The sequence below is a fragment of the Methanosarcina baltica genome (assembly GCF_055394095.1).
Window position 1 is genome coordinate 2,452,499 of sequence record NZ_AP042463.1, and the last position, 26,420, is coordinate 2,478,918.

The 26,420-nt window shown below is 43.8% G+C and carries 22 protein-coding genes; 8 read left to right on the plus strand and 14 right to left on the minus strand.

Annotation, left to right across the window (positions count from 1 at the left end):
• Positions 1 to 250: 250 nt before the first annotated feature.
• From ACZ5QV_RS10720 to ACZ5QV_RS10760, 9 genes are all read right to left on the minus strand, one after another.
• Entirely contained in the window at positions 251 to 1,957 is a 1,707-nt protein-coding gene (locus ACZ5QV_RS10720) for a radical SAM protein (protein ID WP_464599810.1), read from the minus strand.
• 249 nt (positions 1,958 to 2,206) lie between these two features.
• A complete protein-coding gene (locus ACZ5QV_RS10725) occupies positions 2,207 to 3,325 on the minus strand; it encodes a PGF-pre-PGF domain-containing protein (protein WP_464599811.1) in 1,119 nt (372 codons plus the stop codon).
• Between the two features lie 16 nt (positions 3,326 to 3,341).
• The gene (locus tag ACZ5QV_RS10730; protein WP_464599812.1) at positions 3,342 to 5,204 is read right to left on the minus strand and encodes an OmpL47-type beta-barrel domain-containing protein; all 1,863 of its coding nucleotides are present in this window, start codon (positions 5,202 to 5,204) and stop codon (positions 3,342 to 3,344) included.
• Between the two features lie 64 nt (positions 5,205 to 5,268).
• Positions 5,269 to 5,928: a hypothetical protein gene (locus ACZ5QV_RS10735; RefSeq protein ID WP_464599813.1), complete on the minus strand. Its 660-nt coding sequence runs from the start codon at positions 5,926 to 5,928 to the stop codon at positions 5,269 to 5,271.
• Between the two features lie 109 nt (positions 5,929 to 6,037).
• The gene (locus tag ACZ5QV_RS10740; RefSeq protein ID WP_464599814.1) at positions 6,038 to 8,647 is read right to left on the minus strand and encodes an Ig-like domain-containing protein; all 2,610 of its coding nucleotides are present in this window, start codon (positions 8,645 to 8,647) and stop codon (positions 6,038 to 6,040) included.
• A gap of 893 nt (positions 8,648 to 9,540) precedes the next feature.
• Complete coding sequence (locus tag ACZ5QV_RS10745; RefSeq protein WP_464599815.1) at positions 9,541 to 10,077, minus strand: hypothetical protein; 537 nt, start codon at positions 10,075 to 10,077, stop codon at positions 9,541 to 9,543.
• Positions 10,078 to 10,446: 369 nt separating this feature from the next.
• Positions 10,447 to 10,938: a hypothetical protein gene (locus ACZ5QV_RS10750; RefSeq protein ID WP_464599816.1), complete on the minus strand. Its 492-nt coding sequence runs from the start codon at positions 10,936 to 10,938 to the stop codon at positions 10,447 to 10,449.
• Between the two features lie 15 nt (positions 10,939 to 10,953).
• Positions 10,954 to 11,748, minus strand: a complete 795-nt coding sequence (gene iscB / locus ACZ5QV_RS10755) for an RNA-guided endonuclease IscB (RefSeq protein ID WP_464599817.1) — start codon at positions 11,746 to 11,748, stop codon at positions 10,954 to 10,956.
• A gap of 1,092 nt (positions 11,749 to 12,840) precedes the next feature.
• Positions 12,841 to 13,233: a hypothetical protein gene (locus ACZ5QV_RS10760; protein WP_464599818.1), complete on the minus strand. Its 393-nt coding sequence runs from the start codon at positions 13,231 to 13,233 to the stop codon at positions 12,841 to 12,843.
• Positions 13,234 to 13,438: 205 nt separating this feature from the next.
• Between ACZ5QV_RS10760 and ACZ5QV_RS10765 the strand changes: the two genes are divergently transcribed.
• Complete coding sequence (locus ACZ5QV_RS10765; protein ID WP_464599819.1) at positions 13,439 to 13,636, plus strand: hypothetical protein; 198 nt, start codon at positions 13,439 to 13,441, stop codon at positions 13,634 to 13,636.
• Between the two features lie 248 nt (positions 13,637 to 13,884).
• On the opposite strand, the gene ACZ5QV_RS10770 is transcribed toward ACZ5QV_RS10765, so the two are convergent.
• Entirely contained in the window at positions 13,885 to 14,073 is a 189-nt protein-coding gene (locus ACZ5QV_RS10770) for a hypothetical protein (protein ID WP_464599820.1), read from the minus strand.
• 485 nt (positions 14,074 to 14,558) lie between these two features.
• On the opposite strand from ACZ5QV_RS10770, the gene ACZ5QV_RS10775 reads away from it, so the two are divergent.
• From ACZ5QV_RS10775 to ACZ5QV_RS10790, 4 genes are all read left to right on the plus strand, one after another.
• Positions 14,559 to 15,038 carry a helix-turn-helix domain-containing protein gene (locus tag ACZ5QV_RS10775; RefSeq protein WP_464599821.1) on the plus strand — a complete coding sequence of 160 codons (480 nt, stop codon included), beginning with the start codon at positions 14,559 to 14,561 and terminating at the stop codon, positions 15,036 to 15,038.
• Between the two features lie 36 nt (positions 15,039 to 15,074).
• Positions 15,075 to 15,260: a zinc ribbon domain-containing protein gene (locus ACZ5QV_RS10780; protein WP_464602088.1), complete on the plus strand. Its 186-nt coding sequence runs from the start codon at positions 15,075 to 15,077 to the stop codon at positions 15,258 to 15,260.
• A gap of 236 nt (positions 15,261 to 15,496) precedes the next feature.
• Positions 15,497 to 16,615 carry an AAA family ATPase gene (locus ACZ5QV_RS10785; protein WP_464599822.1) on the plus strand — a complete coding sequence of 373 codons (1,119 nt, stop codon included), beginning with the start codon at positions 15,497 to 15,499 and terminating at the stop codon, positions 16,613 to 16,615.
• A gap of 139 nt (positions 16,616 to 16,754) precedes the next feature.
• Positions 16,755 to 17,015 (plus strand): hypothetical protein, encoded by a 261-nt coding sequence (locus ACZ5QV_RS10790; protein ID WP_464599823.1) that lies wholly within the window; start codon positions 16,755 to 16,757, stop codon positions 17,013 to 17,015.
• Positions 17,016 to 17,097: 82 nt separating this feature from the next.
• Here the strand turns inward: ACZ5QV_RS10790 and rnz are convergent, their stop codons facing one another.
• The 3 genes from rnz to ACZ5QV_RS10805 form a co-directional block, all read right to left on the minus strand.
• Positions 17,098 to 18,015, minus strand: coding sequence for a ribonuclease Z (gene rnz, locus ACZ5QV_RS10795; RefSeq protein ID WP_464599824.1), 918 nt, complete (start codon positions 18,013 to 18,015; stop codon positions 17,098 to 17,100).
• A 208-nt stretch (positions 18,016 to 18,223) separates the two neighbouring features.
• Positions 18,224 to 19,573 carry an RNA-guided endonuclease IscB gene (gene iscB / locus ACZ5QV_RS10800; RefSeq protein ID WP_464599825.1) on the minus strand — a complete coding sequence of 450 codons (1,350 nt, stop codon included), beginning with the start codon at positions 19,571 to 19,573 and terminating at the stop codon, positions 18,224 to 18,226.
• Between the two features lie 257 nt (positions 19,574 to 19,830).
• A complete protein-coding gene (locus tag ACZ5QV_RS10805) occupies positions 19,831 to 21,282 on the minus strand; it encodes a right-handed parallel beta-helix repeat-containing protein (protein WP_464599826.1) in 1,452 nt (483 codons plus the stop codon).
• Between the two features lie 526 nt (positions 21,283 to 21,808).
• On the opposite strand from ACZ5QV_RS10805, the gene ACZ5QV_RS10810 reads away from it, so the two are divergent.
• Positions 21,809 to 23,107 carry an MFS transporter gene (locus tag ACZ5QV_RS10810; RefSeq protein ID WP_464599827.1) on the plus strand — a complete coding sequence of 433 codons (1,299 nt, stop codon included), beginning with the start codon at positions 21,809 to 21,811 and terminating at the stop codon, positions 23,105 to 23,107.
• A gap of 60 nt (positions 23,108 to 23,167) precedes the next feature.
• On the opposite strand, the gene ACZ5QV_RS10815 is transcribed toward ACZ5QV_RS10810, so the two are convergent.
• A complete protein-coding gene (locus tag ACZ5QV_RS10815) occupies positions 23,168 to 23,599 on the minus strand; it encodes a MarR family winged helix-turn-helix transcriptional regulator (protein WP_464599828.1) in 432 nt (143 codons plus the stop codon).
• Between the two features lie 347 nt (positions 23,600 to 23,946).
• Here ACZ5QV_RS10815 and ACZ5QV_RS10820 point away from each other — a divergent pair, with 347 nt between their 5' ends.
• The gene (locus tag ACZ5QV_RS10820) at positions 23,947 to 25,080 is read left to right on the plus strand and encodes a Glu/Leu/Phe/Val family dehydrogenase (protein ID WP_464599829.1); all 1,134 of its coding nucleotides are present in this window, start codon (positions 23,947 to 23,949) and stop codon (positions 25,078 to 25,080) included.
• Positions 25,081 to 25,253: 173 nt separating this feature from the next.
• Positions 25,254 to 26,189, plus strand: a complete 936-nt coding sequence (locus ACZ5QV_RS10825) for an RNA-guided endonuclease TnpB family protein (RefSeq protein WP_464599830.1) — start codon at positions 25,254 to 25,256, stop codon at positions 26,187 to 26,189.
• Positions 26,190 to 26,420: the final 231 nt, after the last annotated feature.

A 26,420-nucleotide genomic window follows, 5' to 3' on the forward strand; every position in this document is an offset into this window, starting at 1 on the left:
TTAATCTATATGAAAAAAGTAATTGTTGAGTTTATACGAAATATAAGTTAGAAACAGAGGTAGCTGAATAGATACGGTATTTTTTTAATTTTTTCTATTCATTCCCACCCCATTTCCCTAGCAAAGAAATTCAAAAGGGAACTCCAAAGAAATCTAGAAGGATACTCCAAAGAAATCCCCGACAAAGAATGTGGGGGAAGCGGGAAGAGTGAGTTAAAAATTTCCGTTTCCCGTCAAATCCAGATTCTCCTCAAACCTCGATATACCTGAGAAGTTTTTCGCCTTCCTTTACCCTCCTGATAAAATCTTCTTCATCGGCATACGGAACTCCGGAAGCTATTGCGTCTGCGTCTCTCTTTCCTATTCCGGGAAGTTCCCGCAGGAGAGCCGGCGGAGCGGAATTTACCTGCAGAGGATGGGGAATTCCGGTTATCGAACGCATCCCCTGTCCTGTCACGGTCACGTCCGTAAATTGCCGCAGGGGGAGAGGAGCCGGGATTCCTACCAGAAGGGGGTAAGAACCTAACTGGCGTCCGAAAGTAATCCCGTTTTCCCGGACCTCGCACATCACGTCCCTGAGAATTGTACCTGCCGGCACCACGCGCCGGAGCATGGGGAGGTCGATATTTTTCCGGACCTCGGCCTTGTATTTCAAAAAGAGTTTTTTATGCTTTCTCACCAGCCCGTCCTGCCCCCACATGGGTGTTTCCGGAAAGGTCATGACCTGTCGGATATTGATTCTCCTGAGCAGCAGGCCGGAATCAAGCACCTTCTGGAGAAAGTCATAGTTAAGCCTGAATGTATGTTTTGTCTCCCCCATCAACCCATGCACGAAGTTCAGGCCGGGCAAAAACTCCGGCATTCCGTTCGTCCCCCTTCCGGCTCCCAGCCGGTTCAGGAGTTTTATCGCCTCAAAGACCTCTTCAGGGCTTGCTTTCAGCTTATTTGCAGAAATGACCCCGGGGTCCGCGGTCTCCATCCCGAAGGCTGCAACGTCTCCGGGGGTATGGTACTTTATGATCGTCTTTATGATCTCTTCGGCTTCCTCCGGGTAAGTGGCCAGTGTGATGGGGTTTGCGTTGTCCATGTGCAGCACTTTGAGGTCCGGGGCGGCGTTTCTGATTCCCCGGTAGAGCCTTTCGAGAACAGAGGGGTCGGGTTTCGGGATCGGCCCTCCCACATCCTTCCCGTGGTAGGAGAACAGGTCGGGTTGTCTTCCAATTCTGAAATATCCGGCTCCGTGGGAGGCCAGGGCCGAGACTTCCAGTACCACGTCTTCCACGGGCCGGTAATCCGAGGCTCCATAGAAGGATTCGGTGCAGAAAGAGCAGTGGACCTCACGCCCACAGCCCCTGTAGGTCTCAAGTTCACACATGCAGTAAGGAAAATCCGGGTGCTGCCGGACCAGGAAAGCCCCTTTCGGCCCCCAGCGCCCTATCTCGGCCGTTGTCCTGAAGCGGTGGTCCACGGCCTCAGGGGCTTTCAGGCGAAGTTTTCTTCTCTCGGCCCCGGCTTCAAACAGGTCATAGACAAAAGCTTCGAGGTCCAGTCTGGCAAGTATGGCTTCTCCGAGAACAGGGCCGGCCCCGAGGCCCTTTGCCGCTTTTCCGCCTTCTGTCCCAAACCCGAGCCGGATAGGGCCTCCGATGACCTTCAGGCCTCCTGCGCTTCGGAAAATGGTTTCGATTTCTCCTGCGGTGATGGGGGAAGCCCGCAGGTATTTTCCGGGTACGGTCATGCCCGCAATCACGACCAGGAGTTCGGCTTTCCTGACCAGTTCCCCGGCTCCGGGAGGGTTTTCCCGCAGCTGGTCAATGGTAAGGTAGTGTATGTCCTTTTCCGGAAACCCCCGTTCCCGGAGGGCTCCTGCTATGTACCTCGGATAAGGGGAAAGATAAGGAGGAACCCCGAGGCAGGCAGGTTCGTCCACATAACCGTCGATTATAAGCGCTTTCATGGTATCTTTTTGCCAGTTATTTTTCGCAGCTTATTTTAACTCTCCGGCAGGAAGCCCCATTTTCGACTTGAAGGGGGAAGAAGATCGTCCCCTTTAGTTTGAGATAAACGGCAAAATCAAAACAAAACAGGAAAACAGGCCGCAAAAACAAAAGCCTTAGCAAAAAAAAGAAATACAAAAGCCTGAGACAATATGGAAAAAATAAGGAAAAAATGAGCGCAGCATGAATTAGCTGCGATCAATTCTATCTCATTGTTTTCTTCTCAGTACGCAGTACACTGCCCCGATGATTCCAACGGAGAGTATGGCCTCAAAGCCAGGCATGCCTGAGGGCTCCTCTTCTTCAGAAATTTTTTCGGGTTCTGCGGCAGGACTGTTTTCTTCTCCAGTGGCAGATTCCAGGGGTAGAATTTCAGAGCCCTCATCAATCTGTTGCGCTGTTTCTCCTTTCGCAATGATTGCAAAGGGGGAGAGACCAGGTGTACCGGCCTTGAAGTAGACATGGGTGTCATCTTCCCCGGTTTTTTGGGTTTCAAGCTCTTCCCAGCTGTCCGCATAGTGCCAGATAGCAATATCTGACGCCTCAAATCCATTTTCCTTAAGCCAGGCCTTCTCGACCTTGAATCCGATAGCTGGTTTCTCTATATTTTCAGAGCTTGCGAATCCCCCACTTCCTACCCAGAGGTTCACGCTTTTATAGACCGTGCCTGCAGGCATATCGGAGACGAGTCCGGATTGACCTTTCAGCATCTCAGCGATTGCGGTGATCTTCCCGGCAGTTTTCAGGGCGTCAAATTCTACATACTGAATGCAGGTGACTCCCTGTGAAAACTCAAACTTCACGTGTTTCCCGTTGGAAACGAAAGCCCGGGAAAGTTCTTTGACCTCGACATTGCTCTGGGCTTCGGGAGAACCTCCGGCTCCGCCGCCGCCACCACTGGAGCTGTGGCCTCCTCCACTGCTGGATTTAACCGTGATAGAGGAATCAGGAATGGATAAGTTATCTGTTATATTGTACCTCAGTATACCCACGAACTTATACGTGGTCTTAGTTGTCGGGGCTTTTACGATGTAGTTGATGCTGCTCTCGTCAAGGAGGGTGAATGAAATTACGTCTCCTTCAGCACCGGTTAGCACATCATAATAGGGGTGGGTGGTACTAACTAAAGTGAAGCCAGAAGGGATCTTCTCCAGAACCTGGCCACCTGCTCCGTAACCGGCGACGTTGATTGTTACCTGTAAGTTGCTTCCCGGAGAAATCGAAGCCGAAAGCACCCTTCCCGCACTGGCATCCGCGGAAGCCGGCACTGCGGTTATGACCAGGGCCATCAACACTAGAAGGATCTTAATACCTGTTATTTTCTTCATGCTAACATCTCCCCGGTCAATCTACCAGCCCCAGTAGAGCCAGAGCATCGTTATATGTTGTCGGGTAAGCCGCTTCGACGACTGCCGCTGCCACAGCAGCTGAAACGTTTCCGTCCCTGTACTTATCCATCACTTCTTCGACCTCTCCATGCGTTACGTTACCATCTCCGCTGGTATAGTCCCCAACGAAATCATCCTCAGTCCTAACCGTGACATTGACAGTATCAAAGTCAGACTTGCCGGCATCGTTCGTTGCAGTGACGATGAACTCGAATTCACCCGTCAGATTCGTCGTTATGCCATACATGTACTTCAGGCCGTCAGAACTGCTCATCTCCACCCCGGAATCTCCTCCGATTGAAGTGAGGTTAATGGTCACGTTCGTTATCCCCGTTTCTGATGGGTCCGTAACATTCAAGCCGATAATCGACGTGTCGACCGAGTTGTTAAGGATAGACACCGGGACAGCTTTAAGGTCTTCCAGAACAGGAGCAAGGTCTTCCAGAACAGGAGCTGCCATATCGAGATTCACCGTGACATTCTTTGCTGCCTCTCTGTTGCCCGCATTGTCTTCGGTGTAATAGTATATTTTGTAGACTCCATCATCCTCGATATGGATGGAATTTCTAGCATTCCATTCTGCATATCCTTCGAACCTGTAGAATGTATCATTAATGCCGGAAGAAGGATCTGCATCAGTTGCGGTGAAGTTCACCCAGAATGGAGCAAGCTGTCTGCCTTCAGGGGCATCATCACTGGTCACAGGGGTAACGGTGTCAAGCTTGGCGTAAACGGTCTTTGCAGTCTCCACATTTCCCGCAAGGTCATCTGAGTAATATGTGATACTGTGGTTTCCGTCCTCGTTTATCTCGACTGAATTTCCGATTTCAAATGGGCCTTCATCAAGCTTGAAGAAGGTGGCGTTCAAGAAAGAATCCCCGGTATTGTCAATGGCACTGAGCGTTACCGTGAAACTTGAATTTTGCCAGCCTTCTGGGACATCGATTGTTGTTTCCAGGGCGCTGGTGTCCAGTTTTGCGTATACGGTCTTTTCAGTCTCCACATTTCCTGCAAGGTCGTCCGAGTAATATGTTATACTGTGGTTTCCGTCCTCGTTTATCTCGACTGAATTTCCTATTTCAAATGGACCTTCATCAAGCTTGAAGAATGTAGTTTTTGGAGTAAGGTCATCCACATAAAACGTTACTGTGAAACTGGATGTTTGCCAGCCATCAGGAACGTCATCACTGCTTACAGGGGCAACAGTATCAAGTTTTGCGTATACGGTTTTTGCGGCTTCGACATTTCCCGCAAGATAATCGGAGTAATATGTTATACTGTGGTTTCCGTCCTCGTTTATTTCGACTGAATCTCCTATTTCAAATGGACCTTCATCAAGCTTGAAGAAGGTAGCATTCAAAACATAATCCCCGGTATTGTTACTGGCACTGAGCGTTACCGTGAAACTGGAATTCTGCCAGTCCTCGGGAGCATTGGCAGTCGTTTCCGGAGCCTCGTTGTCTACAATTGTTAAATCTAGTTTACGAGGAGAAGTTTCATGATAGTAAACTTGAGTTTCAGTTGCTGTGAGGTTACCTACCATGAAAGTGATGAGTTTTCCTTCATCAGTGCTGGCACCTCTGACAAGAAGCCCGTATTCGCCTGCACCCTCAACAAGTGCAGAACCAGCTAATATACTTCCTATATAAGCCTGAACTTCTATTCCTATGGGGGCATTCTCCTCATTGATTTTTACCGTTCCGGTAAAAATGTTTGGTATAGAGGGAGGATTATTGTCTGCTGTCGCAGGAGGGACAAAAGACATACCCAAAAGGAGGATCATCAGGCATATCAAAATGTGTAAATACTTATTAATCATGAGATCACCATCAATTATTTCAAATTGAAACTGAGGTAAACCTTTTTTTAATTCTCATTTGGTCTTATCGCAGTTTTTTCCTACCTGACATGAAACAAATAAAAATCATGCCCACAAGCGCATAAGCAAAATTAAATCCTGGAGTCCTTGTATCCGTAAGGTCCTGAGGCAGCTCGTCTGAAGAGGTTTTTTCTAGCTCTTCACTGGCTTCTTCTTTTATATTCGCATTTTCGTTGTGTTCATTTGAGGGTGCTGCTTCCACCCCTTCATTCGACTGTGCTATTTTGCCATCGGAACCAGATATTTCCTTGTCCGAACTTACGAATGAAGTCTTTGAAGCTGAGCCTGACGATTTCTTTATTGGTTTGGTTGATCCCTCAACCGCAAGATCCAGTGAATAATCATCAGAATTCAAGGATTTGGATTCAGGAACTTTTATTCCATTTACATAAATGGAAGTTGCTTTTCCCAAATCTTCAGCCTCACCTAAAATGACAAGGGTATATTCTCCTGAGGCCGAGACGGGATCTTCATCAACACAATTCCCATTGATGAAAGCTTCAACGATGGTACCTTCGGGTGCAATCTCCCCATTAATTGTAGCAACGCCGTGGATGGTTATAGGAATGGAAGGTGGTCCAGCCATAACGATCTGGGATGCAAGCACGATGAAAAGAGTGGTCAGAGCTACGCCAGAAACAACACATGCAATTTTTTTACTCATAGGTTTACCTCCTTGCTACTGCCGATGATTAAAAATAATTGTTCAGCCAGTGGCTGAACAGTTACATTTACAGGCATCTGAAATTCATTTTTTAATTCAAGGTTCCTACTCAGTAGTTGTCTACGGATACGTATTTGTCATTATTCTCCATGTGTATCCAGTAGCCCTGGCCAGCTGTCATATTGAAGCTATCCCAGTTCTTGAGTACGGAGTCCCAGCCTACACCCGGCGTTGCATCGTAGCTGAGCAGATTAGAATATCCGTTTTCAATGCTTTTCAGGACATTTGAGTGCTTCATTTCAGTTGTGGAGGTATGGCCGATCATGTTCCAGCCCGACACAAGATCCACAGAAAGTGGAAGTTCACCTACGCCTCCCAGTGGCATTGGTTCAAAAGTGAGTGTAATATCATCTGCAGAGCTGGAGTCTACCCAGTAACCTTTACAGGGTTCGATTACATCCACAAAGTCATAATCCCCGGATGTTGTGTTGTAGTAAAGAACCATGCAGCTTCCAAAGACCTCTACCTTACCTGGATCAAGCAGCCTCTTTGGCACAGATACAAGGTTCCAGCCTTTTTCAACACTGAGGGCCATTTCTTCGTAAGACTTTACAGGTTCGGCCCATTCCAACGTATTATTGTAGTTGCCCACTTCGTCCCTGGTGACTACTGCCACATAATAGTCCAGGCCATTATAGTCCACATTAAGGAAAGTAGAATTCACATCTTTGGACAAAATTATGGACTCAGACTCAACGTCATCAGGTAATTCGGAAACATTTTTGATGGCGTTTGAGGTGCTAAAGTAAACGATATAGTTTTTAAGGTCTTCAGCCTCACTTTCATTCCATTTTACAGTGAGATTTCGGCTCTCGTATTGAGTATCTTTAATGACCAGACCTGTGACATGTTCCGGTGCCTTTGAGTCAATTTTGAACTTATTCGCATTGGGTTGAGCACTGCGACCTGCATAATCAGTGACGTTAACGGTCCAGTTGTAAACAACCCCGTCTCCTTCAGGGAGGTTATCAACCGTTATCGTAACGTTATCTTTTCCCACATTTGCCTTTGTGTCATAAATCGTGCCATTTTTCCACTCAAGCCCGTTGATTAAAAGTTTATAGTTAAGAGGCAAACCAGAGTCGCTGTCACTATAATTGAATTTGAAATCCCCGGAATTTCCAAAGCATTCGGCTTCACTCAATGGCTTCACTAACTCAACTGTTGGTCCATGGGTATCAACGGTGAAATTCGCAGACCTCTTAAGTTCATTGTTTGCATTATCTTTGATTGATACGGTCCAGTTATGAGCCCCATCTGCTATGAAAATATCAACAGTCTGTGGAGCTCCAAGCCCAGTTATTTCACCTGAATCTTCCAATATGGAATCAACATACAGCTCGTAAGTCAGTTTTAACCCATATTCATAGCTAAGACTGTCATTGGCTGTGAAATTGAAAGAAAGGGTATTACTTGTCTTATTCAGGGCCCCCTCTTCAGGATAATTGAGAGCCAGCAGGTTAGGAACTTCCGTGTCTACGTAGAACCCAATATTATTAGGTTTTTTCTCGTTTCCAGCGGCATCCGTAACAATAACTTTCCATTTGTACTTTCCATCAGAAAGAGCCGCGTCATCCTTCAATGTAAGGAGAGTATATTTATCGTTTTCACCGGCTTTAGACTCTGTATAGTTGGCTTTGTTAACAAGTGTATTATCTATATACAGATCATAATTCCAACCCAGAATCGATTCCCAGTTGTCTGAAGCGGTGAAGTTAAAGGTAGGGGTTGAGGTAGCGACGTACTTGTTTGAATTTTTTGGATATTTTAGTGAAGCCTCTGGATTTATGTTATCAATGACAAATGCATCATAATCGATTTCAGGAGTAAATGAATTTGAGGCAAGATCTTTTCCTGTGAAGCTTATGTCTACCGAGCAATTTTCAGTTGAGTTAGGAGAATATATGTAATACCATTCATTGTCTTCCCCTTCTATCATATCCTGATTTAACACAGCAATATTGCCTATAGTGTTAATAACAGCTTCATTGCTACCCGTATCGCTGATGGTGAGCTTGACCTCAGACATGTTTTCCGGGAAGGTTACATTGATCATTACAAAGTCATTCTCATTAAGTGAAAAAGGACTGGTATGGTTGTAGACAGGCCCTGAAATTATCGGAACCGTCGTATCAGCGATCCATACTAAATTTGAATTAAGTTCTTCGGCAATTGGGGAATTAGAGTTGAATGTGAAGGTGTTTTTACCGGCTCCCATATATATTGAGATTGCATCGGCGTCGGTTCCACCGTTATCAGACCAGCTGGAATCAGTCTTCATTTTGATAATAAATTCAGTGCCAGCAGATGAAACGGCATATCCATCAATGTTAAAGATTATAGACTGACCGAGATCAATATTTGTATCATTAACAACGATTTTTCCAGTATCATTAAAAATCGCAATTTCTTTAATATCGTTTCCAGTCACACTTGAGCTAGCTTCATTAAACTTAATTTTGACAGTTTGCAGTAACTCGCCGGCAGTAGCTTTTAATGTGAAGTTTGCCATGTCTATATAGTCACTGTTTGCTTTAACAGTTTGATTTTGCTCAATCATTACAGCTGGTTGCTTTTCTATTGTTACTGCTGCGCTTGCTGATCCTACCAAAAAGAACAGAACGAGCAGTGAACCGACCATTAATTTTATCTTGTTCATAATCTTATCACCGTTTGGGAATTAACCCGATCGTTGAATTATATATAACATTTTATATAATTTATAAGTTAAAAATATGCAACGAAGTCCCCTTCATCAATTAAACATAATTCAGCCTTCCGTCCCAAAATATTGTAATGAAATAGCACCAAAATATATTAATTAAATAATAATGTTTGGCACATACATACCATAGATTACCCCACTGTTTTTGGACACCCCTCCAATATTTGATTAAAATAACCCTTCCCTGTGCAGATCAGCAAATAGCAACCGTATTCCCCAAAATCCCCGTTTTTAAGAGAAACGTTATACAATTATTAGTTGCAAATACCAATCCGTTTTTTAATATATATTGCAAATCAGCAAATTTGCGAATATTATCATTATTCTTTAATAATATCGTTGAACAGATAAGGTATCTAAAGTTATAGAAAGATAAGATATAAATCTTTCTGAAAAATGTTACATATCCGGTTAATTTGTTTATAATGAGTATATTTGCAATAAAAAAATATAAAAAGAAAAAATAACAAATTATATTGTTATTGGAAAAATAGGCATGAGGGAGTCTAGATTAAATATTTTTTATTATTACTTTTAGAGCGTGTAGGGTCACGAATACCCCGTCCTTAAGGTCGGGAATGAAATGAACCCTCGTAAATTTTTTGCGCCCCTCTCAGAGAAATCTGAAAGCAGAGTTTCAATCATAGATTGAAGTTATCCAAACAATTGAGACTCAACAATTTCTGAGTATTCGCGAAACCGAGCATGCGGCCCGAAGCCTACTCTGTTTTTTACAGGCTGTTCGACAATTTCAATTTCAGGGCAAAAAATGATAAAAATAGGTATTTAAAGCCTTTAAATCAAAAAAACGATTTCCTTTATTGTGTTCAGTATAATTTTTTTATTGTCCAGAGGGCCGCTTTTCTGAACATACCTTCACATTCCACGGAAAGGGACCCATCGTTCATGTAGTTGACAGCTTCCTTGAAAGGTTCTTCCGAATCCATAATTTTTCTTACCGTTGCTTCATCCGTTTCCACGACTGCTGAAGCTCCTAACTTCAATTTAGGGTCTTTAAGTGTGTCATAGCTGTAAAAATCCATTACCTTTGCCCCTCTCATTGATAGGGTAATGTTGAGCATTGTGCCGTTTTCCAGTTTGATCTGGCCTGCAATATCCTGGCTGCCCACAAACTGTTTCAAAAGTACGGGCATTTCATCAAAGTTCCTGTTGTAAAGTTCTGCGTTTATGCACAATTCACTGAAAAAGTCGCCCTCTTCCGCCAGTTTCCGGGCATCTTCCGGGGCTTCATAGATAGGAGTCCCGATAACGGATGCGGAATCTGTGGCCGCACCGGCCAGAGGAATCAGTAATAATGAAACGAGTATGAGAGCCAGGCCCATATTTCTTTTTAAGGCACACATGAATGGAAATAAGGAACAGGAATATAAATATCTTCTGATGGGAATATCTTAGGTGGATTCCGGGTTTCGGTGGGGTCTTTTTTGAACAACAGAAAAGAATAGAACAGAACAGGACAGAACAGAACAGGACAGAACAGAACAGAACAGAACAGAACAGAACAGAACAGAACAGAACAGAACAGAACAGAACAGAACAGAACAGAACAGAACAGAACAGAACAGAACAGAACAGAACAGAACAGAACAGAACAGATAAATGAAGTAAAAAAGAGAAAATTATTGTTAAAATATCAGATCAATGATTTTTCCAAGCCCGTTTTTTATGGCAAAAAAGACAATTTCCTTTACGATCCCTACATCCACAAAAATTCAGGCAGGGAGCCCGGTTGCTTTAGCGCCGGGAGGAATGCCGCACTTCTCTGTCGAATATTCATAACCATCTGTTCTCTGTAATACTTTGAAGTATTTTTTATTAATAGAGATCCTTTTCCCCTCTTTGTTTTTGATGTCGAAACTACCCGATTTTCTACAAGCAACGGAACCAAACCATGTCCCTTTGTACTTGCCTTTGGGTACAACCGCCTTGACTGTATCGCCAGTTTGAAAACCAAAAAAGGTTTTTTGCCTGGGAAGGTATGAACGAGGAAAGCCGTACTTATCGAGATTTGTTCTTTTATACTGCCCTCTTCCTTTTGCTTTGATATGCAGGACGTTGTTTGTTGCAAAATTGATTTTTTCTGGAGTGGATTCTCCTACACAAATAGCATCGAAATGATGATCTTTTGGCAGCTCTGCCCTGATTCTGTTCATTTTTGTCCTTGCACCCGTGCCGCATTCTACAGGAAGGCCCGTTCTCGTCAAAACTTCGAAAACTTTTCATCTGGTAGCTGTTACAATCGCGGCATCTTTAAGCGGCTTTTTAACCAGGTTATATACTTCTGGATGTCCAAACTCTTCTGCAGTTTGACTTCCTTTTTTCTGGTTGCATTCTCTACAAGCCAATGTTAAATTGGAGACTCTGTTTGAGCCCCCTCTGATTTTAGGAATAATGTGCTCAATTTCTAAAGGAACGTTTTCAGCTCCACAGTAGACACATTTTCTACCGAATTTTTCAAGCAGATACTCTCTGATCTCATAGCCCTGCAGCTCTCCCTGTTGGTACTCGATTCCACTGATCTCGGGGTTTTGCATAAGCTGTGTGTCAAACTTGCAGTTTTCATAGGAAATATGTGTCAATGGGCAGAGTTTCCTGAGACTTTCGACCCAATTTTCAATGTTATCTACACGGCCTTGCAGGGATGGAGGCAACCAGCCTTCCCGTCTTTTCCGGTTCAGAAACCTCGGTTTTCGATAACGGGTGTTTCGATTTCGCCGTGTTCTCCGCATTGATCTTCTGCTATCCATATTCTTTTTTATGCTTGTTTTGTGGTGCAACTGTGCAACCCAGACAACATTTGAGCCTTTCAGAATAGCAAGACCCGTGTGACGGCTTCCGTAATCTCTTTTCAGTCTAAAAGCCGAATTGTCCTTAGACTCTTTCAGCTCTTTGAGTCGAATTGTAAAGGGATATTTTTTGTGAATAACCGCTTTTCCCGCTTTAAGCAGTTTTCTTGCAACTGCTTCATGGCAGGGACTTAACGGCTCTTTGTTTTTGTTAAGTATAAATATCATGCTGGATTTCTCCTCTCTGCGCTGGAAAAATTTCCATAGCAGGTAACGCAATTTTTAAATTGTCTCCCCTCGCCAATGTTGGAAACGCTTGTCATGCATAGCACACCGTCCCTACCTCTCAGGACTTTTAATACTAAACGATAGAGCTGCAAACTGAGGAAGCATTCGCAGGTATCAGTCGGCTAAGTCGGAGGGATTACTCCCTCTTTCTCGCCTAAGAACTGTACGTGAGACTTTCACCTCATACAGCTCAAGCATCTCTTAACCCGTTAGGGCAGCAGTTATTTGGTTAATAACTGCTTTCGTAAGTCATGACTTGCAGCCTATTAACATGTGTTTTGTTTGTAAGCTTCTCGCGGATTGATTTCTCGATCAGCGTATTTGAATGACTTACATTCATAGGTCATACCTTCATTCTTACGTTTTGATACCACGGAGTAAGTCTGCATCCTTTTGGATTAGGGCAAATTTTGAACCCCTATACAGTTCATTACAAATTGTCATTCGCTTTCTACTCCTTTCCTTTACCCTCTATGTCATTGTCATCCTTTGCAGGATTCCTACCCCGAGGGGAACATATAGGGCTTACCAAGTTCTATAAAATGAATAATTGTGAATACCTTAGAAGCCATCTTTAAACCGAAAATCATATGTCCATTTCCCAATAAGTATGTCAAGCCTTATTGGTCTGATTTCATTACCATTTTGGTTCAAGCGTATCAATCTAATTTCGCTTGTTGTTGGTCACGATTCTTACAATGGTTCACATTACGTTCTTCTTAGAATTCTTATCCTAACAGATGGTTTAGATTAGATTTCTAAACTTCTCCATATTGTCATATGAGCTTCACACCTTGACGTTACCATCAACGCATGTCATAGTAGGATTATCCCAAATGGAAGGGATAGCGTTACCGCAATTCATATTATAGCTTTCTTGTCGCACTGACATTTCCAACGTAGTCAATTAAGACTTAGGCTGGTCAACCAGGGCTTTTACAAGCCCCACTGCTTTACAGGCTGTCCGACAATTACTGTCAGTAATAGCCGAATTCCTTCGTTTTCGATTTAAAGGCTTTATATACCTTTTTTTTACATGTTTTTGCCTGAAATTGAATTGTCGGCCAGCTTCTTTAGCGTGGGGTAGTTGACGGTATCTATTACAATCCTGTCTTCGTCAAGGGCGTCGAAAAAGTCGTTGACCGGGTTGGAGGAGCCCACAATGGAGCGAACGGTGGCCTCGTCACTCAGGACCTTGAGGGTCGGGTCTTTTTCCGAAGGGTCTTCGATTATTTCAAATGTATTGAAACTGGCCTCTTCCCCGACCGTCCCCCATATGTACAGTTTCGTTCCGTCCTCCAGGGTGATGTCGAAAAGGATCTTTTTGTTTTTGGCCATGGATTTAAAAGCATCCGGGGTTGTGCCAATGTTCTGGTTGTATATGTCGATACTCTCTTTTATTACTTTGGGAGCGCGGAGGGTCACGAATACTCCGTCCTTCAGGTCGGGGATGAAGTGAAACCTCGCAGGTTTTGTTGTGCTCCTCCCAGAGAAAACCGAAAGCAGAGTTTTAATCGCATAGATTGAGGTAATCTTAGCAATTGAACAAATGATTTCGGAGTATCCGGGGAACCGCGCGGGCGGCCCATCAGCATACCCCGTCCTTTAGGGCGGGGTGGCCGCACGCAATTTGATTTCAGAAAAAAGGGCTTCTCCCGAATTTCCCGCAGGGGTATTTTCATCCCCTGAACCGGTTTCATTTTCAACAGCTAACGCTGCCGGAGTTAAGAGAATGAAAAAGAGGAATACTACCGTTATTAAATATTTTTTCCATGAATACATACTTAAAAAAGGTAGGCAAAACTATATAACCTACATTCGGCACTAAGACACAATAAGGATAAATTAATGTCCAAAAATGTCAAAATAGAAGGGTTTCCCCCCCTAAAATGACTTATATGTATAGATAAATGTCTCATTTGTGTGTTTCTGCCGAAAGCAGGATATAATACATTTGGAAATCTCTCTTTTCGGAAAGCCGGTACCTATAAATTATGGAAAAACCAAAAACAAAAAAGAAGGTATATTGGGACAGTGTCTTTCCTATACCACAAAATTATCTTTTAGATTCTATTATTAGAGTTTAAGGGAGGGACTGAAAACTTCAGTGCAGTATCTGTCAAATACATCATCTTCAGCCTGGTCGTAAATTTCCCTGTATTTTTTTGATTTGGGATCGTGTTTACTCATGATTCGCTTAACTTCAGCATTCATATTGTCAAGGGTTTCCTGATTAAAACCTTCAGTGTTTTGCATTGTAAACATAAAAACCATTCTCTGTAATTAATCTTTATTATTATTAATAACTATTTATATTAATATGTTTGCATTCCGGTTAGTTTATTCTTATTTATATAAATATTTCAGCTCATTTATATTATTTATGTGGTGTGTCTATTCCAAAATATGATAATAAACCATGGAAAATGGCCTGCTGGCAGTGGATTTCCGGGTTCCTAAAAGAAAGTACATCCTGAATTAAAGGTTATTTAGACCTTAAATGAAGCTCAATAATTAATGATTATAGATATCTTCTAATTTCTTAATCCTATAAATATTTTACATTAGTATTATATCCAGCAGGATATTCTAACGCATTTATTTTATAAGGGATGGGTGCAGGGGTAGAGAATACTCCCTGTCTTTAACCGTGAGGTCAACTACCTCTCTCCATTAAATCTTAATAATCATATTAATATACTATTAAAGACATTCATCTCTTAAGCATGAAACATGGAAACAAATTTTGAGTGTACCCAACAGGGATTCAAAAATATATATTATCTAAACACTTCGAAGCTTTCCGTTTTGTGTATAATCACTTACTTAATATAAGGGAAGAAATATACGATAAGTTTGGGACAACCCTCACAAAAAAACAATTTTGTAAATATATGACGATTCTCAAACATACCCACTTTCCTTGGTCGGAAGATGTTAATTCTCAAGCCGTTCAAGCTGTGAGGGACGAACTTCTCAGCGTTTTTAAAAATATGTTTGAACATGGAAGAGGATTCCCTCAATTTAACATTCAGTTGGGAAATACTATTAGTATTTTAACGGAGGCCGGGGAAGAAGTACCTGAAAAAGTTGAATATTCAGAAGAAACAACTGAGTGTGTTGACATCGGCCTTAAAGAGTATGCGATTCTTTCAACCGGGGAAAAAATAGAAAAACTCAGATACCTTAAAAAATCAGAACAGCGTCTTAAAGTTCACGAGAATGGGTAATTAACAAAGAATTAATATCGCAGAACTAAAGTCGGAATACTAGAATACAGGACGAAATGTGCCGGAAAAACCCTGTTAAAAATAGGACTGTTCAAGCCTTCAACAAAGATATGCAGTGTTTGCAGGTTCCATAATTCAGAGATAACCCTTGATATTCGAGAATGGGCATGTCCTGAATGCGCCTCATTCCATTATAGGGATATTAACCTGCAATCAACATAAAAAAGTTTGCACTTGCTACATAATATTATAGATACACCGCCGGAACGGCGGGAAGAGCCTGTGGACTCGTGGAGATTACTCCGGGGAACGAAGCAGGAAGCCCCTTTCTTGGTGTTTCTAATTGAAAATTAGAAACTCCTGTTAAACCTATGGTTTAACATGACAGCCGAAGGCTGACAGGTGGGGGTAGTTCACTTTGCTAATATTTATACAAAATTATTCGAGTTGATTACAAAGTGCGTCCAATCTCACAGCGAGTAAATACAAAGAAGAACCATGAAAACAGTCCGGACTCCGAGGGAGTTGCCGCCGAACTCCTGGTTCTTAAACCCGAAGGCTACCCGTTAAGCGGCATGATCGAGGACTACCCTGTAATTGAAAACAAAGACGTTTTCGAGTGCTATGCGCGGGAACAGTGGAGTGGCTGCGTGGTTCGTAAAGGTGAATATCTTTTTGACCGGAGGATGTTCCCGGATTTTGCATACAGAATACTTGAAGTAGAGCCCGCAGAGTCCGTAATCGACATGTCAACCTCGATTGTGGTAAGCGAAGAGGAAAACGACCCGCTTGCTTCAACATATATTAAAAACCCGGTCCACTTTGAGTCCGTGGTCGGGCAGGAACTTGCAAAGCAGAAATGCAGGCTTATCGAGCGTTTCCTGGAAGACCCCGAAAGTTTCGGGAAATGGGCCCCCAGAAACGTTCTCTTTTTCGGGCCCTCAGGCACGGGAAAGACCATGCTTGCAAAAGCCCTTGCAACCAAGACCGAGGTTCCGATCATCCCTGTCAAAGCCACCCAACTTATCGGGGAATACGTCGGCGACGGAGCTCGGCAGATCCATCAGCTCTATGACAGGGCGGAGGAGATGGCACCCTGTATCGTTTTCATTGACGAGCTGGACGCAATTGCCCTCGACAGAAGGTTCCAGGAACTGAGAGGAGACGTGGTCGAGATTGTAAACGCTCTCCTTACTGAAATGGACGGAATTGATGAAAGGGCAGGCATCTGTACCATAGGCTCGACCAATCGTGTCCATTCCCTCGACTCGGCGGTTCGGAGCAGGTTCGAAGAAGAGATAGAATTCGTCCTGCCGGGAGTTGAAGAAATCCTGCAGATCTTCGAATCGAACATCGCGACCTTCCCCCTTGAAGTCGGACCCTGCGACTTTGCGGTTATGGCAAAGAAAGCGGTTGGGCTCTCTGGCCGGGACCTGGTGGAAAAGGTACTGAAAACCGCCCTGCACCGGGCTATTATTGAAGACCGAAATACTGTAACGGAAAAAGACTTCGAAGATGCCCTTTCAAAGCTCATTAAAAAAGACGAAAGCCGGAACCCGGACAGTCTGTACGTTTAAGTCTGCAGTCTAAAATTTGTTGGGGTTTTTAAAAGCTTTATACCCCTCACTTTTTTATATAGTGCAGCTGGTTTCGGGAATAGCTTTATAAAATAATATTGGAATTCTACATGAAGTTAATTTATAAAAGGGATCTCACATGAATGAAATAAAAGAAACCGACCGCTTTGAATGTATGGTAATTAATGTTATCAAAAATCTGACCTGGAAAGGCGTCACCGTTGAGGAAAAGGGGACAAAGGGCCGGGTTTATTTTGCAAGAGTCAACGGAGAATTTGACCTCCAGGAAGGGGATGCTCTCTATCTTGGAGTCCAGCCTCTTTACGAAGTCGAAGACAAGAGCATGAAAGTCTTCCTCTACGATGCCGAAAACAACAAACTGGACTGGACTCTGCTCTGAACACTGTTTTTCAATTTTTTTCTTTCAATTTTTTTTTCAGTCATTTTTCAATTAAATTTTCCATGATGTCGACCATCCCTGCTTATTCTTTCCTGTAAGAAAGCTCGAGTTCCATCAGGTCGTCTGCCACCAGTACATTTTCAAAAACTTTTTTTGCATCGTTAAGGACCGGGGCCGAATCATCAGAGTAACGGGAACTTATATGTGTCAGGACAAGCTGCCGGACCCCGGCTTCTTTTGCAAGAGTTGCGGCTTCTCCGGCCGTGGTATGCATGGACTCTCTGGCCCAGTCTGCCATTTCGTCGGCAAAACTCCCGTCGTGGATAAGGAGGTCCGCATCCTTACTTGCTTCAAGCACCGCCTCACAGGGCCTTGTATCACCTGTGTACACCAGGCTCCTGCCTGGCCTCGGGCTGCCCACAACTTCCTCAGGGCTTATGATTCTTCCCTTAACTTCCACAGGCTCCCCCCGCTGGAGTTTCGCGAAAAGGGGGCCGGGTGGGACTCCAAGCTCGATTGCCCTCTCCCGGTTAAACCGACCGGGGCGCATGTGCTCGATCAGGGCATAACCCAGGCTTGGGATGCTATGCTCCGTCCGAAGGGCATGGATACTGTATTCCTCCCGCTCAAGCACGTCCCCGGGGTTAAGGTCCACGCTCCGGACCTCGTACCTGAGCCTGAAATAGCCCAGAGACCCGAAAAGTTCCGTGAACTTTTCCGTACCCTGCGGCCCGTAGATCGTAAGGGGTTCGGTTCTTCCCATGAAAGACATGGTCTGGATAAGCCCCGGAACCCCCAGGAAATGGTCCGCATGAAAATGGCTGATAAAAATGGAGGAAAGATTCATCATCCCGGTCTTTGCTCGCATCATCTGCTGCTGCGTTCCCTCCCCGCAGTCGAAAAGCAGAAGTTCTCCCTTCCTGTTAACCATCACCGCGGAAGGGTTCCTGTTGCGGGTAGGAAGCGAGCCTCCTGTACCAAGAAAAGTTACGCGAAGCATGATAAATGCAATAATTGCGGCCGGGGTATTTATGGCTTACCGCCCCCCTGATTTGAAAAGGCCGGGGGAAGGCGAGCGGTAAGAGCCTGAAACCCGAAATTTTATCTCAAACAGCAGAAGACTCCTTTCTCGACAGTTCCGGCTTTGCCGGAACTGGCAGGTGGGAGATGAATGCGTATAGACTACGGGGGCCGGATTCTATATTTTTTTAACGTGGTACTGATTGTTCAATCCAACAGAATCCTTTGCCGTACTTTACAATTTTAACTTTTTGAATATTTACTACTTTGGATGATTTAATTGCTGAGGCTCGAAGTTTCACATACTTTCCGTAATTTTGTGCTCCAGCTACATAATATAGCTCTCCTTCGTACTCAACTAAATCCATTGGCTGAATTGGATAATGATTTTTCCTTATGCTGTACCTTCCTTTCTTTGTTTTCCTACCCCTATACACTCTCAAATTTTCCCCGTTAAGATTTTTGTTTCTGGTAGTTCTTCCAGAATTTAAGTCCTGTCCGGTTTTTTGAGTGCCGTCCCTCAAATCAATATACTTCGCATCGTAGAATTTCGAGAGGCTTCTGTTATTTCTTCTTATTTGTCGTATTTCATGGGGAGCACATCGAGCCTGAGTTCCCCCTCCAGCAATACAGAAAGCATCGGTTGAATGAGTTTTCTCAAGATTAAGCTCGTACCTTTTCGCTTTTGTGACATATCCGAAAGTGTGCTCAACATCATACTTTTCTTTTAAAATATCAATGAGCTTCCAGCGTACTATATTCATGAATGTAGCATCTTTGAAGCCTCTTACCTTTGGTTTCCATGTTAGAAGGAATCCTTCGTGATTTTCAGGGGTATGACACTGATTGCAGAGTGTAATCAGGTTGTCAGGCCGATCAGAACCACTGTTACTTCTGTACTGGATATGATGCACCTGGAGCAAAGGCTGTTTTGATTTGTTTTTGCAGTCCGGGTTCTGGCAAGAGTATCCGTCTCTGTGCAAAATATAGGCCCGAACGTTATCGTAGCCTGCCTGTTCCCCTTCCTGATACTGTTTGCCTTCAATTTCCGGATTTTTGATTTTTTGAATGTCGAAGTTCGCAACCTCGACAACGATTTTTGTAATGGGTAAGATTTCGGCAAGATCCTCTATTAATCTGATATGGCTTTCAAGCTTATGCGTGATAGATGGAGCCAACCAACCTTCTTTGTTGGTGTTTTTGTTGTACCCCGGTTTCCTGTGTCTTATCTGGTTTCTTCGGTTTCTTCGGTACATTCTCCGTTCATCGTTTCGCTCTGGCATTCCAGCAAGAAGTTTTACCTCTCCTGAAATAAGTTCTTCTTTTTCGGAAACTGTCGAAAATCCTATGTTAAGGAACCCAGTATCGATTCCCAGGGTTATTTCCTGAGTATTTTTTCCCGAAGGATAAAGAAGTTTGATAGTGAAAGGATTCCTTTGTACCACTTCTGCCCCACCTGATTTAAGTAATATTCTTGCTTTCCTCGGGGTCGTGGGCATTAATGGTTCGTTGTGTATATTGATGACAAATATTTTCATAGATTTGTCCTCCTTGATTGGAGTGGGTCCACATCGCCACTGTTATACTGGCTTGTTAATGACCTGAACACTTCCCCTTCCTCTCAGGGATGTTTAATCCAGATCGAAATCTCCGAGAACGTGTGGAGTATCCTCGAATATCATGACCAGTATAACGAAAGGCTATTCAACCAGGGACTTGTCGAAACAAGCCCCCTCCTCAAAAACCTGAGTCCTCAGACGAAGGTTTTAGGTGGGGGTAGTTGACGAAAAAGCGCTCAGGCTTTTTCAGCCCAGAGAATCAGGTCCCCCTCCTTTTTCCCCCTCTCGGAATAATTTTCCGGCACCCGGATCACCACTTCCACAGCTTTCTCTTCTCCTTTGGAAATAAGTTCCGAATACTCAGGCCAGAATAGAAAATCAAGGAAAGTGCCTTCAATGAAAACCGAATCGGAACTATTACTGACCTCGGCAGAGATCTCCACGTCTTCAGTCCCAATATTTTTTATACCCAGAAACTCCGGAGTGCTGTTCTGGCCGGAAAGCAAAGTCCCGAAATCGAGCCTGCTCCTGTTAATCTCTATTGAAACCTCAGGGTCCTCTCCCACAACTGTTATTTCCATATGCACTCCCGAACCGGAAGGCACTTTCACAAGTGGGAAATAATCAAAATCATTTTTATATATATTATAGGGAGAATCGCAAAATCCATCGCCATCCGAATCCGCTACTGTCTCACTGAAGCCTGTCCCGTTCGGGTTTGCCCAGTAATTACCCCCAAGGTACGGGCCTTCTACAATATTCGTACCCAAAGTTTTTGTCGTGTTCCAGATGTTATCTCCATAAACATTTTCAAATTTCACATTTTCCGTGTTATTGAAATAATTGTTGTAAATAAAGGTTGAATCGGAAGAATACAGGTAGATGCCGCATTCCCTGCTTCCCGTTACTTTATTGCCTATCAGGCTCTCCCAATAAGAATCGGCTACCGCAATGCCCTGGCTGCTGTTTGACACCGTATTACCCACTATCATGTTATCTCCGGCATCGTACATGGAGATTCCATACTCGGCGTTTAAAATTGTATTATTTGATATATTATTGCTCCAGCTACTGCTACCAATCCCGATTCCTTCGTAACTGTTTGAAACCTTATTATTGTTTACCGTATTGTAATAACTATGTGCTGTCAGCGAAATGCCAAATCTTGTATCATTAAGGAAATTATCGGTCAGCACGTTGTATGTGGAAAATTCCATAGAGATGCCGCCGTCCGAAAAGCTGTTATTGTTCAGGTCGTTATGAAATGAATATAAAAGAGAAACTCCATTAAGGTTATTTGTGAATTTGTTACTGTTGATTTTGCAATTGTCTACAATATACAGGAATACCCCGGAAGGAAACCCTTCCTCCTCTCCTGCATACTTTTCTGAAAAATTCGAGACAGAATAATCATAGCTCGGGGATTTAGATCTATTGCTTTCATCGTTAAAGTTCTCTGGCTCGCCGGGGGTGGGAATTTCGGAAGGATTAAAATAGATCGCTCCGGCATCTTTTATACTGAACCCACTGATCGTCACATTACTTCTATTTATATAAAACACTGAATGGTTCTGGTTCAGAGCCCGGATAACGGTATCATCAGGGGTTCCGGATTCTGATTTAATAATCAAGCCTGGCAGGTCAACATATATATTTTCAATATACAGCCCCGGGGATACGATAATCATACCTCCTGGAGACGAATTATTAACAGCTTCCTGAATTGATGTATAATTCGCACCCGGATCGTCATCAACGGTAAGAACTGCGGCGGAAACTGTGCTACAAACCGTCAAAAACAGAACTGTGAAAGTTACCAAAAGGCAGATTATTTTATGGTCTATCTTCATTTTGTCCCCCCTCCTATCATACGTAAAAATATATAACGTATCTATAATATATTTTTATATATATAAATGTCTTTGTTAAATAATATATCGATTTTTAAAATTTCAATGAATTGTTGTGAAGTATAATCTGGAAAAGGCCCGGAATGAAGAGCCGAAATCTCGTACATTATTCCCGGGCCTGAAAACTTCCGTTTTTCCCTTCATTAAGTTGTAAACACAATGTATTTATTCAGGTAAAATTCTTTTTTGCAGCAAGTAGTTGTGTGCACAACTTTTATATGTGAACAATTACACTTTACAAGTGGTTGCAATCGCAACAATATGTGCTAATTCTTTGAAAAAACCGAAAAATATGAGTACTGCTATGAAAACTAACAAAAAAATTCATCTTTTTATCATCTGCCTGACGGTCTTCTTCGGGATGGCGTCGGGTGCTCTGCTGGGCCCGGTTTTTCCGGAAATGGTGGGCCCCCTGCACACAACAGCGCAAAATGTAGGTATTCTGATTTCAGCCATAACCTTTTCCACAGCGCTTTTTTCTCTGGTTCTCGGCTCTCTTACGGACCGCATACCGCGAAAAAAAATCCTTATCTTTTGCCTTGTTCTCTATGGTTTTACAGGGCTTGCGGCTTATTTTGCAACGGATCTCGAAACCCTCATTATCCTTCGTTTCCTTCAGGGAATAGGAGTCGCAGGTATGATGCTGCTCTCTATGCTGCTGATAGGGGACCTCTACTCAGGCTCTGAAAGGGTGCATGCCACAAGCAGGGTGGGCATGACGAATGCCATAGGTTCTGTGTTTTCCCCAATTATAGGTGGCCTGCTGGCTTCACATAGCTGGAACCTGCCCTTCCTTTTCTATACCCTTACCCTACCCCTGGCTTTTTTTGCGGCGGTATGCCTTCCTGAAACAAATCCTGTAGGGCCAAAGTACAGAGGAAGAGAAAAAGGAACAATGACCAGATCCAGAAACAAAAAAACGGTTAAGGAATTTTTAAAACCATTACTGGATTTTAAAGTCGTTTACACCTTAATTCTGAGTTTTTCGGTTTTTTTCCTGCTCTATGCGCTGGTAGTGTACCTGCCCTTCATGCTCAAGGCCGAGTTCGGGTATACACCAAAGGAAGCGGGGCTTGCGTTAAGCCTTACGGGAATAACGGTTATCCTGATCGCTGCAAGGGCGAAGGTTCTTGCGCTAAAGTATCCCATGATCTGCCTTGCAGGCGCAGGTTTCGGCTTTGCAGGCCTTGCCGTGGCAATGATAGGAATTACACATTCAAAAATAATACTCGTTTTCCTTTTGCTCCTCTTCGGCCTGGGCTACGGGCTTTCCCAGATCATCGTCGATACCCTGATCCTCCAGATTGCACCGGAAGATTCCAAAGGCAGTATAATATCAGTGTACAATACCATGAAATACCTGGGGCAAACCCTCTCCCCGATTGTATTTGGCTTTGTGCTGGCCATTTCCGGGGTTGAAAAGGTATTTCTGTTCGCCGGGGTCTTCGGGCTGGCAGTTGCAGGCCTTAGCTGGCTTGTAAGGGGTAAATTCAGGGCTGGACGCAGAAATGAAGAATTAGAGGAGAATGTGCGGAAACATGGTAATGTACGGGATCCTGCGGATGCACAAAAACATGAGAATGCACACGAAAGGGGGGTGTGAAACCGGACCTCTGTTTGCGGCAGAGAACTGAGTTTTGTTGCAGTAATATAACCGAATTTTTCAATCGAAAAGTCCGGATATATTTCTCCCGATTCTTTCAAGAAATGCAGCGTTGAGCCGTTTTTCCTCCTCACTGAAACCTGATAACACCATATCATTCCACTTTAAAGCTATTTTATTCATTTTTGCTTCTATGTCCCTTCCTTTTTTACTTACAAAGACATTGTATGCCCTTTTGTCCTCCGCGTCCTGCTTCCTGTAGACATAGCCAGCATCTTCCAGCTTTTTTATTGCCCGGGCAGCCGTGGCCTTATCCATTTTGTATATTCTGGCAAGAGCCTCCTGCTTGACTCCGTCCTTTAAGTAAAGCAACATCATAAAGCTAAACTGCCCGCTACCTATACCGTGGGGTTCCAGTTCCCTATCAAGAAAAATCCGCTGGTATCTGTAAATGTATGAAATTACTTTGCCTATTGGTTCCGGCTTTTCCATTTCAATTTCCTCATCAAGTTGATATTCGAGATTTTTTGATTTTGAGTGGTCTGCTTGCCTGTATTGGCAACGGAGCTACTTTAAGCTACTTCCTGCCGGAAAGGCCCGGGAAGGATTCTTCAGGCCTCTGGAAGGGGTATATTCTCTTAATGAGTTCAGCTCAAATGGGTCCAGCCCAGGCAAGTTCAGGTAAGGGCCAGGCCCTTCTCAAGTTGAAGTAAGATAAATCTGGGCCTCCCTCCTCCCTCCAGGCTCACAGGAAGACATTTTAATAAACATCTCCTTATAATATGATCAGGATTTATTTTATCGGGACAAGGGGATTTAAACAGGAGGGGGATCAGTTTATGGAGGACATGTTCAGATTTGCGGATGAGCTCGGGCCTTTTAAAATTATTCATGTTTACGAACCGTCTGTGGGCTTAAAAGCGGTGCTTGTGGTGGACAATGTGGCAAGGGGGCCTGCGCTTGGCGGGATCAGGATAGCCCCGGATGTAAGTGTCGAAGAATGTTTCAGGCTTGCTCGGTCCATGACCCTGAAAAACGCGGCCGCCGACCTGCCCTATGGGGGTGGAAAAATTGTCATCTACGGGGACCCCAAAATGCCGCAGGAAAAGAAAAATCAGCTCATGCGGGCTCTCGCTTCTGCCTTGAGGAACGACGAGGAGTATATTTTTGCTCCGGACATGGGGACAAACGAGCTCTGCATGGCCTGCGTCAGGGACGAGATTGCAAGAGTCGTGGGCCTGCCCTGCGAGCTCGGAGGAATTCCTCTGGATGAAATCGGGGCCACAGGCTGGGGAGTGCTCCACGCAACGGAAATCGCGCTTCAGTACTGCGACTTCGGACTTGAAGGGGCCAGGGTGGTGGTCCAGGGCTTCGGAGCTGTCGGGAAAAATGTAGCCCGTTTCCTGGCCGAAAGAGGGGCCGTAATTGTGGGCGTGTCAGATTCCAGGGGCACGATCAAAAATCCGGAGGGGCTCGACGTTGAAGCCCTGCTCGCCCTGAAAAAGGCCGAAAAATCCGTAACCGATTACCCGGACGGGGAAACACTTGACAGGGACGCCATTATCGATATCCCCTGTGATATCTGGATTCCTGCAGCCCGGCCGGACGTGATCAACGAGGAAAACATGGACCGTCTGAACACAAAATTAATCGTGGAAGGGGCAAATATCCCGGTCACGGAGGGGGCTGAAAAGGCCCTTTATGAAAAAGGGGTGCTCTACGTCCCTGATTTTATAGCAAACGCGGGAGGCGTTATATGTGCGGCTTCCGAGTACAGGGGTTCCACCCGCTGCGCGGCTTTCGAGGCAATTGAGGAGAAGGTTAGGAATAACACGAAGGTCGTACTTGAAGCCGCAAAAAGCAGGGGTATCCTCCCCCGGGAAGCCGCCGTGGACCTTGCTGTAAAAAGAGTGAAGAGGGCCATGAAGTACAGGCGCTGGTCCCTGTTTTCTTCGGCTCCTGGTTTTGTGTAAACAGTCAGGGAAAATGCCAGTACTTGAAAAACCAGCTGGCTTACAGAAACGCAGCAGAAAGCCCCAAGGCTTTAGCGTGGGGATGAATGCGTCGAGCCTACAGGGGCCGGTTTAAACAGGTTCGGCTGTAAAAAGGTATATTTATATAAGATTGATTATATATACTGGTTTGCATGAAAAAGGGGCTTGTGTACCGGATCTATCCGGCAAATGATGAACAAAAAATCCTAATTGAAAAGCATATAGGGTGTTCCAGATTTATCTATAACAAGCTTCTTGAGTACAAACAAATTTATTATGACAAATTTAGGATAAATATATCTTTGACGGAACTTGAAAAATACATTCCTGTTCTCAAAGAAATATATCCGTGGTTGAAGGAAGTCAATTCACAGTCATTGCAACAAGCCAGAAGGAACCTGCAAGATGCATATACAAGATTTTTCAAAGGCCAAAATGGATTCCCACAAAGGAAATCAAAAAAAGACACTAAACAATCATTCAAGGTGCCCCAACGGTACAAGATTAATCTCACTTCCTCAGAGATATTTTTTCCCGGAATTGGATGGATGAAAATTAAAATCCATCGGGAACTATTAAGTCCTGAAATTATGGATAACCTCATTGAAAAAACGCTAGTCAATGGGGAAACCATAATAGAACAGAACTTAAATTCAAAGTTTTTTAGAACGGCAACAGTTCGAAGAACGCCTACTGGTAAGTACTACGTAAGCATCTTAACTGAGGACGGAGAAGAATATCCAGAAGTTCAAGAATATTCTGAAAGTACTACAATAGGGGTAGATGTAGGGCTAAAAGATTTTGCAATAACTTCCACCGGGGAAAAGATAGAGAACCCAAGATTTCTTAAAAATTCTCTTAAAAGGCTCAAAACCCTTCAAAGAAGAGTAAGCAGGAAGGTAAAAGGTTCAAAGAACCGAAGGAAAGCAGTACAAAAACTTGCAATAATTCATGAAAAAATAAGCAATCAAAGAAACGATTTTCAGCACAAGGTTAGTAATGACCTTATAAGCGAGAACCAAGCTGTAGCGGTAGGTGTGACAAGAAGTTATAACATGAATTGCAGAAATGCTATCTCCTCCATCTGAGATAACCTTACTATGACATGCGTGGCTGGCAACGGCTGGGTGTGAAGCTCATAGGACAATATGGAGAAGTTTGTAAATCTAATACAAACGATCTGTTAAGGTAAGAGTGCTATGAAGAAACGTAAGTTGAACCATCGTAAGAATCGTTAACAGCAACAAGCGAAACTAGATTGATACGCTTGAACCAAAAGGTGTAGAATTAGACCTCAGCGGTTCTATTGACGCTGAGGG